The 17,838-nt window shown below is 64.4% G+C and carries 18 protein-coding genes and 1 tRNA gene; 7 read left to right on the top strand and 12 right to left on the bottom strand.

Annotated features, from left to right (window positions below):
• Positions 1-55 precede the first annotated feature (55 nt).
• On the bottom strand, positions 56-1,087 hold the full coding sequence (locus NOV72_RS26760) for a CDP-6-deoxy-delta-3,4-glucoseen reductase (RefSeq protein ID WP_106857551.1): 1,032 nt from the start codon (positions 1,085-1,087) through the stop codon (positions 56-58).
• 86 nt (positions 1,088-1,173) lie between these two features.
• On the opposite strand from NOV72_RS26760, the gene NOV72_RS26755 reads away from it, so the two are divergent.
• On the top strand, positions 1,174-2,187 hold the full coding sequence (locus NOV72_RS26755) for an NAD-dependent epimerase/dehydratase family protein (RefSeq protein WP_106857550.1): 1,014 nt from the start codon (positions 1,174-1,176) through the stop codon (positions 2,185-2,187).
• Here NOV72_RS26755 and NOV72_RS32455 read toward each other — a convergent pair.
• The 7 genes from NOV72_RS32455 to NOV72_RS26725 all read right to left on the bottom strand — a co-directional run bounded on the left by NOV72_RS32455 (position 2,184) and on the right by NOV72_RS26725 (position 9,068).
• Positions 2,184-2,360, bottom strand: a complete 177-nt coding sequence (locus NOV72_RS32455; RefSeq protein ID WP_181291161.1) for a hypothetical protein — start codon at positions 2,358-2,360, stop codon at positions 2,184-2,186. The two genes, NOV72_RS26755 and NOV72_RS32455, sit on opposite strands and share 4 nt — an antisense overlap.
• A 165-nt stretch (positions 2,361-2,525) precedes the next feature.
• Positions 2,526-3,236, bottom strand: a complete 711-nt coding sequence (locus NOV72_RS26750; protein ID WP_106857549.1) for a pseudouridine synthase — start codon at positions 3,234-3,236, stop codon at positions 2,526-2,528.
• A gap of 177 nt (positions 3,237-3,413) precedes the next feature.
• Positions 3,414-4,508 (bottom strand): TIGR03118 family protein, encoded by a 1,095-nt coding sequence (locus tag NOV72_RS26745; protein ID WP_106857548.1) that lies wholly within the window; start codon positions 4,506-4,508, stop codon positions 3,414-3,416.
• Positions 4,509-4,616: 108 nt separating this feature from the next.
• Positions 4,617-6,308, bottom strand: coding sequence for a hypothetical protein (locus tag NOV72_RS26740; RefSeq protein WP_106857547.1), 1,692 nt, complete (start codon positions 6,306-6,308; stop codon positions 4,617-4,619).
• A gap of 412 nt (positions 6,309-6,720) precedes the next feature.
• Positions 6,721-6,805, bottom strand: a tRNA-Leu gene (locus tag NOV72_RS26735).
• A 104-nt stretch (positions 6,806-6,909) separates the two neighbouring features.
• Complete coding sequence (locus NOV72_RS26730) at positions 6,910-8,070, bottom strand: ABC transporter substrate-binding protein (protein WP_106857546.1); 1,161 nt, start codon at positions 8,068-8,070, stop codon at positions 6,910-6,912.
• A 56-nt stretch (positions 8,071-8,126) separates the two neighbouring features.
• A complete protein-coding gene (locus NOV72_RS26725; RefSeq protein ID WP_106857545.1) occupies positions 8,127-9,068 on the bottom strand; it encodes a CysB family HTH-type transcriptional regulator in 942 nt (313 codons plus the stop codon).
• 224 nt (positions 9,069-9,292) lie between these two features.
• Between NOV72_RS26725 and NOV72_RS26720 the strand changes: the two genes are divergently transcribed.
• From NOV72_RS26720 to cobA, 6 genes are all read left to right on the top strand, one after another.
• The gene (locus NOV72_RS26720) at positions 9,293-10,969 is read left to right on the top strand and encodes a nitrite/sulfite reductase (RefSeq protein ID WP_106857544.1); all 1,677 of its coding nucleotides are present in this window, start codon (positions 9,293-9,295) and stop codon (positions 10,967-10,969) included.
• A 10-nt stretch (positions 10,970-10,979) separates the two neighbouring features.
• The gene (locus tag NOV72_RS26715) at positions 10,980-11,519 is read left to right on the top strand and encodes a DUF934 domain-containing protein (protein ID WP_106857543.1); all 540 of its coding nucleotides are present in this window, start codon (positions 10,980-10,982) and stop codon (positions 11,517-11,519) included.
• A gap of 3 nt (positions 11,520-11,522) precedes the next feature.
• Entirely contained in the window at positions 11,523-12,254 is a 732-nt protein-coding gene (locus tag NOV72_RS26710; protein WP_106857542.1) for a phosphoadenylyl-sulfate reductase, read from the top strand.
• A 70-nt stretch (positions 12,255-12,324) separates the two neighbouring features.
• Complete coding sequence (cysD, locus tag NOV72_RS26705) at positions 12,325-13,287, top strand: sulfate adenylyltransferase subunit CysD (protein WP_106857541.1); 963 nt, start codon at positions 12,325-12,327, stop codon at positions 13,285-13,287.
• Between the two features lie 25 nt (positions 13,288-13,312).
• Positions 13,313-14,626 carry a sulfate adenylyltransferase subunit 1 gene (locus NOV72_RS26700; protein WP_106857540.1) on the top strand — a complete coding sequence of 438 codons (1,314 nt, stop codon included), beginning with the start codon at positions 13,313-13,315 and terminating at the stop codon, positions 14,624-14,626.
• Positions 14,627-14,643: 17 nt separating this feature from the next.
• Positions 14,644-15,399: a uroporphyrinogen-III C-methyltransferase gene (gene cobA, locus NOV72_RS26695; protein ID WP_106857539.1), complete on the top strand. Its 756-nt coding sequence runs from the start codon at positions 14,644-14,646 to the stop codon at positions 15,397-15,399.
• A gap of 130 nt (positions 15,400-15,529) precedes the next feature.
• Here cobA and NOV72_RS26690 read toward each other — a convergent pair whose 3' ends face one another.
• From NOV72_RS26690 to lptG, 4 genes are all read right to left on the bottom strand, one after another.
• Complete coding sequence (locus NOV72_RS26690) at positions 15,530-15,958, bottom strand: type II toxin-antitoxin system VapC family toxin (RefSeq protein WP_281261825.1); 429 nt, start codon at positions 15,956-15,958, stop codon at positions 15,530-15,532.
• Complete coding sequence (locus NOV72_RS26685) at positions 15,958-16,203, bottom strand: AbrB/MazE/SpoVT family DNA-binding domain-containing protein (protein ID WP_106857602.1); 246 nt, start codon at positions 16,201-16,203, stop codon at positions 15,958-15,960. Before NOV72_RS26685 ends, NOV72_RS26690 begins: the two co-directional genes overlap by 1 nt.
• An 89-nt stretch (positions 16,204-16,292) precedes the next feature.
• A complete protein-coding gene (locus NOV72_RS26680; protein ID WP_106857537.1) occupies positions 16,293-16,664 on the bottom strand; it encodes a sirohydrochlorin chelatase in 372 nt (123 codons plus the stop codon).
• 22 nt (positions 16,665-16,686) lie between these two features.
• On the bottom strand, positions 16,687-17,835 hold the full coding sequence (lptG, locus tag NOV72_RS26675) for an LPS export ABC transporter permease LptG (RefSeq protein ID WP_106857536.1): 1,149 nt from the start codon (positions 17,833-17,835) through the stop codon (positions 16,687-16,689).
• Between the last annotated feature and the right edge of the window lie 3 nt (positions 17,836-17,838).

Below are 17,838 nucleotides of genomic sequence, written 5' to 3'. Positions count from 1 at the left end.
CTGCCTGTAAACCGTGCACGCGGATTTTTTGTCCGCGCGCCGGTTACGTGCAACATCACACGGGGTGCGCCAGATCCGCCGCGCTCGTGAACGAATCCGCATAGAACTCGTCCTCCGGCAGGCGATGATGCTGCGTGAAATCGCGCTGCGCCGATTCCACCATCACGGGCGCGCCGCACGCATACACCTGATAGCCGCTCAAGTCTGGCAGATCTTCGATGACAGCGCGATGAACGAAGCCCGTGCGGCCCGTCCAGTTGTCGTTCGCGTCGGGCTCGGAGAGCACCGGCACGAACGTGAAGTTCGGGATGTCCTTCGCCCATTGCGCGGCGAGATCCATCATGTAGAGATCTTTCTTGCGGCGGCCGCCCCAGTAGAGCGTCATCGGCCGGTTCAGGTTCTTGAACACCGCATGCTCGATGATCGCCTTGATCGGCGCGAAACCCGTGCCCGACGCGAGCAGCACGATCGGTTTCTCGGATTCGTCGCGCAGGAAGAACGTGCCGAGCGGGCCTTCGAAGCGCAGGATGTCGCGCTCCTTCATCGCGCCGAACACGTGATCCGTGAACGTGCCGCCCGGCATATGACGGATATGCAGTTCGAGCGGGCCTTCGTGATGCGGCGGGCTCGCCATCGAATAGCTGCGGCGCTTGCCGTCCTTCAGGATGAATTCGATGTACTGGCCGGCGTAATACTGCAGACGCTCGTTGGCGGGCAGTTGCAACTTCAGTTCGATGACGTCGTCGGCCTTGCGGTCGAGCGCATTCACGCGGCAGGGCAGCTTTTTCACCTGCACGTCGCCGACGCCCGCGACTTCGCGCACGTCGATTTCGAGGTCGGTCTGCGCGGTCGCGCAGCAGAAGAGGGCCAGGCCGCGGGTTTTTTCGTCGTTCGACAATGCCGACGACGAATGCGGCGCCTGCTCGACTTCACCGCTCACGACGGCGCCCTTGCAGGAGCCGCACGCGCCGTTCTTGCAACCGTACGGCAGGCCGATGCCCTGGCGCAGCGCGGCGGTGAGAATGGGTTCGTCGGGTTCTACCTGAAACTGCCGGCCGCTTTGCCGGAGCGTTACGTTGAAAGCCATAGATCGATTTCTGCGATGTGTAGAGTTGTCTCGTTCGTCTTTTTCGACGCCGCACGCCGGTTTCGGGCGACGGATAGAATGCCCGGATGATCGCCACTCGAAACCTTCGCCGCGCGCGTGTGCTCATCGTCGGGTGCGGCGATGTCGGCATGCGCGCGCTGCCGCTGCTGCGTGCGCGGGCCGCCGCGCCTCGCGTCATCGCGCTCACGCATCATCCGGAGCGCGCGGGCGAGTTGCGCGCAGCCGGCGCGACGCCGATTTCCGGCGACCTCGATCTGCGCCGCAGTCTCGGCAGGCTCGCGGGCCTCGCGCGCGACGTGCTGCATCTCGCGCCGCCGCAGCGTGACGGCGATTCGGATCGCCGAACGCGCGCGCTGATCGCCGCGTTGCGCCGCCCGCGCCGCGCGGTGGCACGCGGCCCGAAGACGCACTGGCTGCATGCGGATCGCGCCGGAAAAACATCTTTCATTGTACCCGACGGCCTTCGCGCGGCCACGAAGCGGCAGACCGGACCGGGCACGCGCTTCGTCTACGCGAGCACGACCGGCGTCTATGGCGACTGCGCCGGCGCGTGGATCGACGAAACGCGTCCCGCGCGGCCGGAGAACGAGCGCGCGCGGCGGCGCGTGTCGGCGGAGCGGCAATTGCGGGCGGCGGGGGCGCGAAGCGGCTGGCGCGTGTCGATCGCGCGGATTCCGGGCATTTACGCGGCGAATCGCCTGCCGGTTGCGCGTATCGAAAAGGGCATGCCCGCGCTGATCGAATCCGACGACGTCTTTACGAATCACATCCACGCCGACGACCTCGCCGCGATTCTTCTGCGCGCCCTCGCGCGCGGACGGGCGCAGCGCGTCATCAACGCGTCAGACGACACGGACTTGCGCATGGCGGATTACTTCGACCGCGTGGCCGATGCGTACGGTTTGCCGCGCGCACCGCGCATTTCGCGGCGCGAAGCCGAAGCGCGCCTCGAACCGGTCACGCTTTCGTTCATGCGCGAATCGCGGCGCATCGCCAACGCGCGCCTGAAGCGCGAATTGCGTTACGTGCTGCGCCATCCGACCGTCGACGATTTTCTGCGCACAGCCACGCGGCGCTAGATCAGCGCCGGAATCGTTTCGAGCAGGACGAAGCACATCAGCGCGCCGATCAATGCGCCGATGAGATTCGGCGAATACTTGTGCCGCACGTGCATGACGATGCCCAGCACCCCGATGAGGACAGCGCCCAGCGCGACGAACGCGATCAGCGCGACGGCCGAATGGGAGACCATGATGCCCTCCTGCTTTTTTGATAGTCATTTTTGGTATCCGTAAGACCAGTATAAGAGTGCGGAGGGCGGAAGGCATGCTGCGCCGCAGCGGGCGTCACTGAGGGCTTCTACCGATTTGCATGCTGAATGTGTCGATGGTGGCGGCGACGGCCCGCGCGCCCGCGCCTACGACTCCCGGCGCAACGCGGCGAGATCGGTTTCTTCGAGCCAGCGCCATGCGCCTTCGGCAAGCGTGCCGGGCAAGGCAAAACCGCCGACCCGCTCGCGATGCAGCTTCTCCACGCGGTTCCCGGCGGCCGCGACCATGCGTTTCACCTGATGATATTTGCCTTCGAGCACGGTGAGTTCGAGCAGATGGTCGTCGCGCCGAACGGCCGCGAGCGCGGCGCTCGGCTTCGACTCGCCGTGCAGCAGCACGCCTTCGCGCAGCTTCGCGAGCTGTTGATCGTCCAGCGGATGACGCACGGTCGCGAGATAGACCTTCGGCACCTTCCGTTTGGGCGACGTGAACGCGTGAACGAACGCGCCGTCGTCGGAGAGAAGAAGCAGGCCGGTGGTGTCCTGATCGAGCCGCCCGACCGACTGCACGCCGCGTTCGACGAACTGCGGCGGCAGCAGATGAAACACGCTCAGATGATGCTGCGGATCGCGCGAGCATTCGTAGCCCGCCGGTTTGTTCAGCGCGATGTACGCCTTTTCGCGATACGGCCAGAGATGATCGTCGACTTCGAATTCGAGACCGGCCGCGACGGATACATCGGCGCGCGGATCGTCATGCACGACGCCCGCGATGCGCACGCGGCCTTCGGCGACGATACCGCGGCACTGGCGGCGCGACCCGAAGCCTTGGGAGAAGAGGAGGGTTTCGAGGTCCATCGGATGAGCGGAGTTGAAGCGCGCATTCTAGCAAGCGGCGCTTTCGGTCCGTGCGCGCGGCGCGCAGACAAAAAGAGCGCCGCCCGAACCGCGGGCGGCGCCGAGCGTGGCGATGCGCATCCGGACGAAGGGGCGTCCGGGGCCGGCGTCATCGCCCAGGGAAACGCGTTGCGCGCTTCATTGCATGTCGATGCGGCCGTACGCGCCGTCGGCTTCGAAGTTCGGGCCGGCGGCGAAGAAGAGCGTGTTGGAGGGCTGCGCGTTCAAGTTGTTGCCGAACGCGATGCCCCACAAGCCGCGCTGCACGAGCGGCGTGCCGTCCGTATTGGCCAATTGGCCGACGAACGCGCCGGTATTCGGATCGAACGCGTTGATCGTGCCGTCGCCGAAATTGCCGACGAGAATGTCGTTGCTGAACGTGCCGAAGTTGCCGGGCGCCTGCGCAATGCCCCACGGCGCATTCAGCGCGCCGTTCGCCGCGAAGCGCTGCATCAGGTTGCCGTCGATGTCGAACACGTCGACGAAGCCCTGGCCCGCGCCCGGCACGTCGTCCTCGGCGTCGCTGTCCTGCTTCGCGTAGGTGACGAAGATCTTCGAGCCGATCGCCTGAATGCCGAAGGGCGCGAAGCCTGCCGGAATCTGCGTGTCCGTGAAGCTGCCGGGCGTGACGATCTTCGTGAACGTGCCGTCGAAGACGTCGATTCTGTTGTTGTGGAAGTCGGTCGCGTACAGGCGATGCCCGCCCGCCGCCGTGGTGGCGATCGCGAGTCCCTTGTAGATGGCGCCGGACGCGCTCGAATCGACGGCGGTGAACGCGTGCGTCATGTCGACGGCGGGCGCCCACGCGGTGATCGAGCCGCCTTCGCCCGCGAAGATGAACGCGGCGACGCCCGACTTGCCGTTGCGCGCGAGCGTGAGATCCGGTCCTTTGTTGAAGACGATTCCGGTGGGATTGGCCGGACCGGCCGCGGTCGCGGGAATCGAGACGACGAGCGATTGAACGACGCCGTTGCCGTCGTAGAGCGTGGCCGTCTGCGTGCCGTTGTTGGCGACCCACACGAAGCCGTTCGGATTGAACGCGACGCCCCAGCCGTTCTTCAGGTTCGGGTCCGTGTGCGGCGCGGGCACGGCGCCGTCGGATACGACGATCGACATCTTGAAGCGCGTCGGCGCGGGCATGTTGTCGTCCGAGCCGCCGCACGATACAAGGCCCGTCAATGTCACGAGCGCCGCGGCGCAGACGACGAAGCGGCTCCACAATCCGGTTTGCATGATGGTGACTCCTTCGGCAGCGGTGCGCCGTCAGTTCGTTCGTCACCTCTAAACGGATGCGCCTCGTGGCTTATTCCGTTCGCAAACCGGTGTTTGTTTCGATGTGTGTCAGTGCGCGTCGCCCCGTCCTTTCGATACCGCCGGCACGCCGAGGCCGAAGAGCGTGTAGCGCGAATCGTCGTCGTCGCCCGACATCGCGGGGTGCCGCGAGCCGGCGGTCCAGCGGCCGTCGAAGGTCATCGTCGGGACGATCGGCTTTGGTATGCCGCTGGCTTGCCGGAAGTATTCGGTGTTGCTCTCGTTCTGCACGGCGAGCGCACGACGCAGGGTCGCCTGCGTCTGTCCGTTGCGCGGGTCGAGCGCCACCGCGCGGCGCGCATTGCGCAGCGCGCACGCCGGATCCATGTTCGCGGCGCAGGCGCGGGCGGTGGCCATTGCGCCGTCGCGCGCACGCTCCTGACGCGACAATTCGCCCGCGAGCTGCTGGATTTCCGGACTGCGCGGCTCGCTCGCATAGAGGCCGCGCATGTGACGGCGCGCGCTCGTCAGATCGCGGGCAGCGAGCGCTTGTTGCATCGACGCGATGCTTCGCGCCACGGCCGGGGGAAGCGGTTCCGGAGCCGGCGGCGCTGGATGTGCGGCGGGTTTTTCCACGGAGGCGATCGTCGCGACGGGCGCGGGCGTCTGTGTCGACGGCTTTGCCGCGACCGGAGCGGCCGCGGCCAGCGTCGTGCTCACACGGGGTTCCGGTTGCTGTGCCGATGCGGTTGGCAGTGTCGCCGGTCTGATCGACGGCGCGGCAGCCGGCTTTGCCGTGGTGACGGCGGTCGATGACGCGGTGTTGGACGACGGCGGATTCGCCATGACGTGTGCCGTTGGTGTTGCCGGTTTGATCGACGGCGCGGCAGTCGGCTTTGCCGTGGCGATAGCGGTCGATGACGCGGTGTCGGACGACGGCGGGTTCGCCGCGACGTGTGCCGTTGGTGTCGCGGGTTTGACCGACGGCGCGGCGGCCGCGACCGAAGCGCTCATCGTGGCGATAGCGGTCGATGACGCGGTGTTGGACGACGGCGGATTCGCCGCGACGTGTGCCGTTGGTGTTGCCGGCGTCGCCGGTTTGACCGATGACGCGGCGTTGGACAACGGCGAGTTCGCCGCGACGTGTGCCGCTGGTGCGGCGACGCGAGGCTCTACGCGAGGTTCGACGCGCGGTGCGACCGGCGCGGCAACGTGTTCTTCGCGCGCGTGATTCGCCTTCGCGATCGCCGTCGCCGATGCGGGCGCAACGGCCTGCGCATTCGCCGATTCCACTTTGGGCCGCATCAACGACGCATGCCGCGCAGCATCGGCGCCCGGCGCAGCGGATGCGCGGTCGCGAACAGATCCGGCGACGCTGATGCCCGGGTCGTCGCTCACCGGCGGCGCGTTGTCGTCCAGACGCGCATAGAAATACGCGCCGACCGCGATACTCGCCACTACGCCGCCGATCAGCACGGCGATGGTCGTCTGTGCCGACTTGCGCCGCTGCTCCTGCGCCTCGCCGGGTTCGATGAAATTCGGATACGACGTCAGCATCTTCCGGCGCACGAAGCGTTGCAGCCAGTGGCTGTCGTCCCAATCGAGGATGTCGAGTTGCGCGGGCACCGGCACGGGCGCGCTCGGTTCCGCGCGGCTCGTGAAAATCGCGCCCTGACGATCGGCGCCGCAGGACGGGCAGGTGTCTTCCTCGGCTGGCGAGACGGCGTTGCAGCGCTTGCAGATGACGGAGTCGAGCGACAGCGAGTATTCAGGTCGATTCATGTCGTACCCTTCTTCGAGTTATGGCTCGACGCATCGCGCGAGCGGGTCACGACATCGAGATAGTCCTAAGCAACCCGAAATGCGGGTGCTGCGCGAGCGAGCATCCCCGTGATGCCCCACGCACCGGGTTTCCGAATGCCGATGCAGCCATTTTTGCGGCGCGCGGTGAAACGCGTCTACGCGATTGCGCACATTCGCGAATCGGGACGCGGGAAGAAATGCCGACGATATTTCGCGCAAATGTTTGCGCGGGCGACAGAGGCGCAGGTTGCCGCGGCGTTTTGGTCTACTACATGTTTTCGCCGGGCGAGCGAAATGTAGAGCTGCGTGACCGGGCGTACAAAAAAGCGCCGAATCCGCTCGCCCCAAACGCAAAAAAGCCGCTCACGATGGAGCGGCTTTTGCAAAATTCTGGTGCCCAGGGCCGGAATCGAACCGGCACGCCTTGCGGCGGGGGATTTTGAGTCCCCTGCGTCTACCAATTTCACCACCTGGGCCTGAATCGGCTCGCACCGGAATAAACCGCGGCAACGAACTAATCGAGTCGGCGATTATGACCGAAAACGCCGCCGCCGGCAAGCAGCAACGGCAGCCTCGACAATTACTGGGAAAGATACGTGAACGCGCCGTTCCTGATCACGCCCATCACGCTCGCGCGCTGATCCAGTCCGACGTGATCCGTCGCGCTCGTATTCACGACGCCGTTCGGCACGACGAGCTCATGCGCGTGCTCCAGTTCCGAGCGCAGCGCCACGCGAAACTCTTTCGTGCCCGGCTTGCCCGCCTTGAGCGCACGCGTCACCGCATCCTGCAGACGTGGATAGACGCCCGCCGCATCGCCGGCGAATTGCGTGACCGAGCCCTTGCCGTACTTGTCCTCGTAGGCGTTCACGAACGCGAGCGCCGCCTTTTTCGACGGATGATCCGCCGGCAGCGTCCGGGCGACGACCACCGGCTGCGTCGGGAACAGCGTGCCTTCGACGTCCTTGCCGCCGAGCTTGATGAACTCGGGCGTCGCGATGCCGTGCGTCTGATAGATCGCGCCCTTGTAGCCGCGCTCGACGAGCGTGCGTTGCGGCAGCACCGTCGGCGTGCCCGCGCCCGCGATCAGCACCGCGTCCGGCTTCGCGGCCATCAGCTTGAGAATCTGGCCGGTGACGCTCGCATCGGTCCGGTTGAAGCGCTCGCTCGCGACAATCCTGATATGACGCAGATCGGCGAACTTGGTGAACTCGTTGAGCCAGCTATCGCCGTAGCTGTCGGCGAAACCGATGAAACCGACCGTCTTCACGCCGTGATTGGCCATGTAGCGCGTCATCACGTCGGCCATCGCGCGATCGGTCTGCGCCATCTTGAACGCCCACACCTTCTTGCCTTCCTGCGGCTCCACGACCGAAGCCGAGCCGATCAGCGTGATCATCGGCGTTTCGGATTCGGCGACGGGATCGAGCGCGGCAAGCGCGGCCGGCGTGATGTTCGGCCCGACGATCACGTCGACATGGTCCTCGCTGATGAGCTTGCGGATGTTGCGCACGGCCGCGCCGGGGTCCGAGCCGTCGTCGAGAATGATGTACTCCGCGCTCTGCCCGGCGATGGTCTTCGGCCACATGAGCATCGCGTTCTTGCTCGTGATGCCGATCGCGGCGGCGGGGCCGGTGCTCGACAGGTCGATGCCGACCTTCAGTTGCGCGTGCGCGGCCGCCGCGATTACGGACAAGGCGACGCCGGCGGCGAGCCGGCGCGTGAACTTCGACAGCGTCATCGGAAAGGTCTCCAAGAGAGGGAATTTTTTTCAGGCAGCGAGCGCCGCCATTTTGTTCAGAGCTCGTAACTCTCGTGTTCGCCGGAAAGCGCCTGTTCGATCAGCTTGCGGTTCAGCGAGGGCGACAGCAACTCGACGAGCGTATACACATAGCTGCGCAAATACGCGCCCTGTTTCAGCGCGAGTCGCGTGACGTTCGTGCCGAACAGATGGCCGACCGGCATGGCGCGCAGATGTTTGTCGCGCTCCGGATTGAACGCGATATCCGCGAGAATCCCGACGCCGAGCCCCAGTTCGACGTAAGTCTTGATCACGTCCGCGTCGATGGCCTCGAGCACGACATCCGGCGTCAGGTTGCGCCGGGCGAACGCCTGATTGATCTTCGTGCGCCCGGCGAACGAAGCCTCGTAGGTGATGATCGGATATTGCGCGAGATCGTCGAGCGTGAGCGTCTTGCGTTCGAGCAGCGGATGATCCGGCAGCACGACGGCGAGGTGCTGCCACTGGAAGCAGGGCAGCGACACCAGTTCCTTATAGTTGCCGATCGCTTCGGTCGCGATGGCGATATCCGCCTGATCGTGAATCACCATCTCGGCAACCTGCGTCGGGCTGCCTTGCAGAATCGAAAGGTGAACCTTCGGGAAGCGCTTCTTGAACTCGGCGATCGCCGCCGGCAACGAATAGCGCGCCTGCGTGTGCGTGGCGGCGATGACGAGATTGCCCTGATCCTGCGCCGCGTAATCCTTGCCGACGCGCTTCAGGCTTTCCACTTCCTGCAATATTTTCTCGACCGACGCCAGAATGATGCGCCCCGGCTCCGTCAGCGATCTCACGCGCTTGCCGTGCCGCGTGAAGATTTCGACGCCGAGTTCGTCTTCCAGCTCGATGATCGCCTTCGAGACGCCCGGCTGCGATGTATACAGCGCCTTCGCGGCTTCCGTCAGGTTGAAGTTCTGCCGGACGGCCTCGCGCACGAAGCGGAACTGATGCAGATTCATTTATAACCCAGCCGCATATCAAAGTAATTTTTCAGTCGTTTGCAATATATAGCAGGTTCTTTACTATCAGTCCAATTTTTCCAATATCCATATCTCTATCCGTCATAAGCAAATGAGCGTTCCGTCTGAACGACGCTCGCGACACGGACTCAATGGATATTCGATGGATGAGACGCGCGACGTAACCTGAGACGCCGCGCCTTTAAAAGAACTTGGGGCCCCGAATGTACCAATACGATCAGATCGACCAACGCATCGTCGACGAACGTGTCGCGCAGTACGCCGACCAGGTCCGCCGCCGTCTGTCGGGCGAGTTGAGCGAAGAAGAGTTTCGTCCGCTGCGTCTGCAAAACGGCCTGTACATGCAGCGTCACGCGTACATGCACCGCATCGCGATTCCGTACGGCAACCTGCGCAGCGACCAGCTCCGCATGCTCGCCACCATCGCGCGCGAGCACGACCGCGGCTACGGGCACTTTTCGACGCGCACGAACATCCAGTTCAACTGGGTCGAACTCGAAGAGACGCCGGAAATCCTGCGCAAGCTGGCTTCCGTGCAGATGCACGCGATCCAGACTTCGGGGAACTGCATCCGCAACATCACCGCCGATCAATTCGCGGGCGTCGCGCCCGACGAGCAGGTCGATCCGCGTCCGTGGGCGGAGATCATGCGTCAGTGGTCGACGTTCCATCCGGAATTCGCGTGGCTGCCGCGCAAGTTCAAGATCGCCGTGAACGGCTCGGCGGAAGACCGCGCGGCCGTGCAGGTCCACGATCTCGGCGTGTATCTGAAGAAGAACGCGCAGGGCGAAGTCGTGATGGACATCCTCGCGGGCGGCGGTCTCGGCCGCACGCCGATCGTCGGCGCGATCATCAAGCGCGATCTGCCGTGGCAACACCTGATCACGTACTGCGAAGCCGTGCTGCGCGTGTACAACCGCTACGGCCGCCGCGACAACATGTACAAGGCGCGCATCAAGATTCTCGTGAAGGCGCTGTCGCCGGAGAAGTTCAGCAAGCAGGTCGAGGAAGAGTGGCAGCATCTGAAGGACGGCCCGTCGACGATCACGCAGGAAGAAGTCGATCGCGTCTCGAAGTTCTTCGCGCCGCCGGTCTACGAAAAGCTCGCGGACACGGACGCGTCGTATGAAACGCATCTGATCGAGAACAAGCCGTTCTCGCGCTGGGTCGAGCGTAACGTGCGTCCGCACAAGGTGCCGGGCTACGCGTCGGTGACTTTGTCGCTCAAGCAGCGGCATATCGCGCCGGGCGACGCCACCGACAAGCAGATGGACGACGTCGCCGCACTCGCCGAAGCGTTCTCGTTCGGCGAAATCCGCGTGTCGCACGAGCAGAACCTGATTCTCGCGAACGTGAAGAAGCGCGATCTGTTCACCGTGTGGGAACGCGCGAAGGCGCTCGGTTTCGCGACCGCGAACATCGGCCTTCTGACGGACATCATCGCGTGCCCGGGCGGCGACTTCTGCTCGCTCGCGAACGCGAAGTCGATCCCGATCGCGCTCGCCATTCAAGACCGTTTCAACGATCTCGACTACGTTCACGATCTCGGCGACCTGTCGCTGAACATTTCGGGCTGCATCAACGCGTGCGGTCATCACCACGTCGGCAACATCGGCATTCTGGGCGTCGATAAGGACGGCTCGGAGTGGTATCAGGTGACGCTCGGCGGCGAACAAAGCTCGGGCGCGACCGGCGCGCATCTCGGCAAGGTGATCGGCCCGTCGTTCTCGGCCGAAGAGATGCCCGACGTGATCGCGCAAGTGATCGACACCTTCGTCGGCAACCGCATCGAAGGCGAGCGCTTCATCGACACGTTCGGCCGTATCGGCATGACGCCGTTCAAGGAGCGCGTGTACGCATCGCGCCAGGCTCACGCTTAAGGATTTGCACATGACGTTGATCATCAAGAACCGCGCTGTCGTCGAAGACGATTTCATCGTCGTGCGTGCCGCCGAAGACGGCGCGCTGCCCGCCGTCGATGCGTTGCCCGCCGGCAAAATCATCGTGCCGTTCGCGTTGTGGAAGGACCACAAGTCCGCGATCGTCGCCACGCGCGCGAAGGAAGACATCGGCGTGTGGCTCGCGCCGGACGACGAACCCGCCGACCTCGCGCCGGACTTCGGCCAGCTTTGCGTGATCGCGGTCGACTTCCCGGTGTTTCGCGATGGCCGCGGCTTCTCCATCGGCCGCCTGCTGCGCGAGCGCTATCAATGGACGGGCGAACTGCGCGCCATCGGCGACGTGCTGCGCGATCAGGTGCTGTTCCATTCGCGTTGCGGCTTCGATGCGTTCGCCGTGCGCGCGGACAAGGACATCAACGACGCGCTGAACGCGTTCAACGAGTTCACCGAGCTGTATCAGGGCGCGACCGACAACCTCGAACCGCTGTTCCGCCGCCGCGCGGCGCTCGTCGCAGCGCTCGGAGCCTGAGGCATGAACCCGGAATTGCAAGCCAAGATTGAACGCCTGGATGCGCTGCTCGATTCGATCGCGGCGCGCCACTCGCGCGTCAAGCTAGCCAGCAGCCTCGCCGCCGAAGACATGGTGCTCACGCACGCGATTCTTTCGCGCGCCGTTGCGATCGGCATCTTTTCGCTGAACACGGGCCGTCTGCACGCGGAAACGCTCGGCATGCTCGACACCGTGAAGGCACGCTACGGCTATGACATCGAGCAGTTTCATCCGCAGCAGGACGCCGTCGATGAATACGTGCGCGATCACGGCCTGAACGCGTTCTACGAAAGCATCGATTTGCGCAAGCGCTGCTGCCATATCCGCAAGGTCGAGCCGCTCGATCGCGCGCTGTCGGACGTGTCCGCGTGGGTGACGGGCCAGCGTCGCGAGCAGTCGGTGACGCGCGCCGAGCTGCACGAGGAAGAGCACGACGCGCCGCGCGGCATCGCGAAGTTCAATCCGCTCGCGGACTGGACCGAAACCGATGTGTGGGATTACCTGAAAGCCTTCGATGTCCCGGTGAATCCGCTGCATGCGCGCGGCTATCCGAGCATCGGCTGCGAGCCGTGCACGCGCGCCGTGCGCCCCGGCGAAGACAGCCGGGCGGGCCGCTGGTGGTGGGAATCGCGCGATACGAAGGAATGCGGCCTGCACATCACGAACATCAAGATCGTCGAAGAAGCTCCGAGCTCGGCGATTCAAGGTGCGTAAGACGCCGCTGCAAACCCAGTCACTGAACGCGGTCTTCGACGAAAGATCGCCAAGAAAAGGATCGACGAACATGAGCACGACGCTCGACTCAACCGTCACCGCACCGATCGCCAACAAGGCGACCCGCATGGATCACCTGGACTGGCTCGAAGCCGAGTCGATTCACATCATTCGCGAACTCGTCGCGGAATGCAGCAAGCCCGCGCTGCTGTTTTCGGGCGGCAAGGATTCGGTCGTCGTGCTGGCGCTCGCGTTGAAGGCGTTCGGCCTCGGCGGCAATCGCAAGACGACGCTGCCGTTTCCGCTGGTTCACATCGACACGGGCCACAACTTTCAGGAAGTGATCGACTTCCGTGACGCCCGCGCCGCGGAAATCGGCGCGGAACTCGTCGTCGGTCATGTGGAAGATTCGATCAGAAAAGGCACCGTGCGCCTGCGCCGCGAAACGGATTCGCGCAACGCCGCGCAAGCGGTGACGCTGCTCGAAACCATCGAGGAATACGGCTACACGGCGATGATCGGCGGTGCGCGCCGCGACGAAGAGAAGGCGCGCGCGAAGGAGCGCATCTTCTCGTTCCGCGACGAATTCGGCCAGTGGGATCCGAAGGCGCAGCGCCCGGAACTGTGGAGCATCTACAACGCGCGTCTGCACAACGGCGAGCATCTGCGCGTGTTCCCGATCTCGAACTGGACCGAGCTCGACGTGTGGCAATACATCGCTCGCGAGAAGCTCGAACTGCCGCCGATCTACTACGCGCACGAGCGCGAGATCGTGCGCCGCAACGGCCTGCTCGTGCCGGTGACGCCGCTGACGCCGGTGCGCGAGGGCGAGACCGCCGAGCTCGCGCAGGTGCGCTTCCGCACGGTCGGCGACATTAGCTGCACGTGCCCGGTCGCGAGCGACGCCGACGACGTCGAGAAGATCATCGCGGAAACGGCCGTGACGGAAATCACGGAACGCGGCGCGACGCGCATGGACGATCAGGCATCCGAAGCCGCGATGGAACAGCGCAAGAAGCAAGGTTATTTCTAAGCAACGCCTACGGAATCCACGAATCATGAGCATCTATCAAGCTGAAGACCTGGGCGTGTTGCGCTTCATCACGGCGGGCAGCGTCGACGACGGCAAGAGCACGCTGATCGGCCGTCTGCTGTACGACAGCAAGGCGGTGCTGTCGGATCAGTTGTCCGCGATTTCGCGCGCCAAGAACAAGCGCACCGTCGGCGATGAAATCGATCTGTCGCTGCTGACCGACGGCCTCGAAGCCGAGCGCGAACAAGGCATCACGATCGACGTCGCGTATCGCTATTTCGCGACCGCCAAGCGCAAGTTCATCATCGCCGACACGCCGGGCCACGAGCAGTACACGCGCAACATGGTGACGGGCGCATCGACGGCGCATGCCGCGATCATTCTCGTCGACGCGACGCGCGTCACCTTCGAGAACGGCGTCGCGCAACTGCTGCCGCAGACGAAGCGCCACAGCGCGATCGTCAAGCTGCTCGGTTTGCAGCACGCGATCGTCGCGATCAACAAGATGGATCTGGTCGATTACAGCGAAGCGCGTTTCAACGAGATCCGCGATGCGTATGTCACGCTCGCGCAGCAACTCGGTCTGTCGAACGTGCGCTTCGTGCCGGTGTCGGCGCTGAAGGGCGACAACATCGTGACGGCGAGCGAGCGCATGCCGTGGTACGCGGGCGAGCCGCTGCTCGATCTGCTCGAATCGCTGCCGGTCGCGCAGCCGAACGATCAGGCGCTGCGCTTCCCGGTGCAGTGGGTCGCGCGTCAGGACGGTTCGCAGGCCGACGACTTCCGCGGCTACATGGGCCGCGTCGAGGCGGGCGAAGTGCGCGTCGGCGATGCGATCGTCGTGCTGCCGGCTCATCGCGAAGCGACCGTCGCCGAGATCATCGCGCCGGTGCCGGGCGGCGTGGCGCCGGTGGATCGCGCGTTCGCGGGCCAGACGGTGACGATTCGCCTGACGGAAGATGTAGACGTGTCGCGCGGCGATACCTTCGTGCCGGCGTCCCAGAAGGTCGAGCCGGCGAAGAAGCTCGAAGCGGACCTCTGCTGGTTCGACGAAGAGCCGCTCTCGCCGCAGCGCAAGTATCTGCTGAAGCAGACGACCAACACGGTGTTCGCGCGCATCGGCGCGGTGAAGCAGGTGCTGGATGTGCATACGCTGTCGCATTCGGTCGATCGCACCACGCTCGCGATGAACGATATCGGCCGCGTGGCGCTCACGTTGCAAAAGCCGATCGTCGCGGACGAGTACGATACGCATCAGGGCACCGGCGCGTTCGTGTTGATCGACGAGGCGACGCATCACACGGTCGCGGCCGGTATGATTCGTGCGGTTGCTGGCTAATATCGACGGACAAGCGTATGGGTAAGGTCTATCTGATCGGAGCGGGGCCGGGCGCGGCGGATCTCATCACCGTGCGCGGCATGCGTTTGCTCGAACAGGCGGATGTCGTTCTGCACGACGCGCTCGTCGAGCCGGCGATGCTCGACTACGCGCCGAACGCGAAGAAGATCGCCGTCGGCAAGCGCTGCGGACAGCGTTCGACGGCTCAGCACTTCATCAACAAGCAGATTGTCGATGCGGCGCTGGAGCATGGCGTCGTCGTGCGTCTGAAGGGCGGCGATCCGATGCTCTTCGGCCGCGCCGACGAGGAAATGCGCGCGCTCGAAGCGGCGGGCATCGAGTTCGAAGTGGTGCCGGGCATCACGGCGGCGCTCGCGAGCGCCGCGACGCTCAAGCGCTCGCTGACCTTGCGCGGCGTGGCGCGCAGCGTTGCACTGGCGACTCATTCGCGCGCCGCAGACAGCGACGAAATCCGCGAGCAGGCACAGGCGGATTCGCTCGTGTTCTACATGGGCCGCGACAGCGCGCCGGATATCGCGCAACAGCTTATCGATGCGGGCCGTCCGGGCTCGACGCCGGTGGCGATCGTCGAAGCGTGCAGCACGCCGCGTGAGCGCACGTTGACGTTGACGCTCGCGCGCATGGCGCTGGGCGAGGCGCAGGAATGGCTGGACGCGTCGCAGCCGAGTTTGCTGATGATCGGCGAGGCGTTTCGCGAACGGGCGGCCGTGAAACCGAAGGTGCATCTCAAGGGGATGCAGGCGGCGGCGTGACGCCGGTTCGACCGGGGAAAAGCGAAGAGCGCATCGGAGACGGTGCGCTTTATCGTTTTTAAGGCAACGGTGATTCAGTTTTTTGCATTCCGCAAAGCCTTTGGGCGGTGTGGGTGCTTGCTGAAATATCTCAGACTTTAAAGTCGACGAGCCTGATCTTCCTCTTTCTTGAATTGGCCGCCAGGACGACATCGAGCGTCGCGATCGTCCTGGCCTTGCGGTCCAGTGCCGTCGCGAGATGAAGCGCGTCTCCCGCACGCAGTCCGGTTGATGCGTCGAGTGTGAGCATGGCCGCTTGATGGAACACCGGCGGTTCGATCGGCGCGAGTTGCAGATCGTTTCCGCACATTCGTTCGAAGCTGCGCCACGCGAAATCAGATTGCGCTTCGGTCATCTGTCCGCTTCGCCGCTTGATGCCGAGCGCACTGGCAAACTCGGTGACGCACCACACTCCGGAAATTAGTTCGTCCTTGACGGATGCGTACCAGAGCGAAACGGCGGCGGTCATGCGTTCGCGAACGCACAACGCGACCAGTACGCTCGTATCGACGTAAATCATCAGTAGCGCGCGCCCCTGCGGAGTTCATCGATAACGGAATCGGTCATCGGCATGGCGTCGCGCGTTTCGGCCAATTCTTCCGCAAACGCTCGACGGTCCCATTTGGCGGCACGGAGGCAGATTCCGCCGTCTGCCGTGAGGCTGGCCTGCACCTGGTCGCCCTCGGAAAGGCCCGTGTGCCGCAGATAGTCGGCGGGGATGCGTACTGCGAGGCTATTGCCCCATTTGGAGATGAGCAGGTTCATGCGGTACTCGACCGGATATACGGGAATGTATATCCAAGTATATGCGTTCGAGTCGCGTGGTGCCATTCGGCCGAACGGCCAGCGATGAGCTATCGGCTCACCTGCCGCAAACAATACTCGGCCACCGCATCCAGCACCGCATCGTCCTCTCCGACGGCCGTCGCGCAGGAAATGACGACATCCGGATTTGCCGCCCGGCACTTCTCGACGACCTCGGGCAGATCGCGCCGCACATGCCCGCCTTGCCCGAAGAATACGGGCACGACGGTAATCGCATCGCAGCCGTCGGCGGCGAGCTGGGCAACCGCCGTGGGCAAATCCGGCGACATCAACTCCAGAAACGCCAGCGAAACCGGTCCGCCGCGCGCGCCGCGCAGCTTCGCGGCAAGCCGCTCGAACGGCTCGGCCCAGCGCGGATCGCGCGCGCCGTGACCGAACAGGATGATGCCGTGCGTCTTCATCGCGCGCTCCCCGGAAGAAACGTCAGTGCCGCTCGACCCACTTCAGGCCCACCAGCCCGATCGCGAGATAGGCGAGGGCGGGCGCCGCCGCGGTGATCGGCGCGGGCCACGTGTTCAGATTGCCGATATGCGAGAACAGCGTATTGAAGAGCTGAAAGCTCATCCCGATCATGATGCCGCCGAACACCTTCATGCCGACCACGCCCGCGCGCGTATGCAGATACGCGAACGGCAGCGAAAGGATCAGCATCACGAACACTGCGAACGGATAAAGAATCTTGCGCCAGAACGCGATCTGATACCGCTGCGTGTCCTGATGATTTTCCGTCAGATGCTGGATATAGCGGAACAGATTGAACATCGACATGCGATCCGGCGACACCAGCAGCACCGAGAGAATCTGCGGCGTCAGTTCCGAGCGCAGCGAATATTCCGGCAGCGTGGTCTGCGTCGCGCGATAGACGGGGTTCAGCGTGTCGCCGGGATTGGCCGCTTGCGGCGGCGCGTCGTTCAGTTGCGTGTCCGTCACGCCCGTGAGTTTCCAGTGACCCGGCGGCTGGAACACGCCGCTCTTCGCGATGCGCACGTTCGTCAGGCGAAACTTCGAGTCGAATTCGTAGATGCGCACGTTGGCGATCGTCGTGTCGGGATTCAGCGTGCCGACGTTGACGAAGCGCGTGACCTGCTCGCCGTTCTCCTTCGCCGTCAACGTGTCCTTCACCCACACGCCCGACTGAAAGTTCGACGACACCGACGACCCGAGCGCCTCCAGCCGCACGCGCTCGGACAACTGGTCCGTGTACGGCCCGATCACTTCGCCGATGAGATACGTGATGAGCACGAGCGGAACGCCGATCTTCAGGAGCGAGCGCAGCGCGGCGCCGGTCGAGAGCCCCGACACGCGGAAGATCGTGAACTCCGAAGCCGCCGCCATCTGCGCGAACACGTAGATGGCCGAAATGAGCGCGGCGACGGGAATGATCTCGTAGAAGCGCGAAGGCGTTTGCAGCCCGACGCGCAGCACCGCGAGCGTGAACCTGTAGTTGCCGTGCCCGACCGTGTTCAGCTCGTTGATCAGGTCGAAGAAGAAGAACAGGCCCGAGAACGCGAACAGGATGAAGATGAACGCGAGATAGATCTGGCGCGCGAAGTATCGTTCGTAGATGCGCATCGC

It is taken from the genome of Caballeronia novacaledonica (genome assembly GCF_900258035.1).
Classification (GTDB): domain Bacteria; phylum Pseudomonadota; class Gammaproteobacteria; order Burkholderiales; family Burkholderiaceae; genus Caballeronia; species Caballeronia novacaledonica.
The sequence above is the reverse complement of the archived record's forward strand: the minus strand, read 5'-3'. Positions and strand labels throughout refer to the sequence as shown.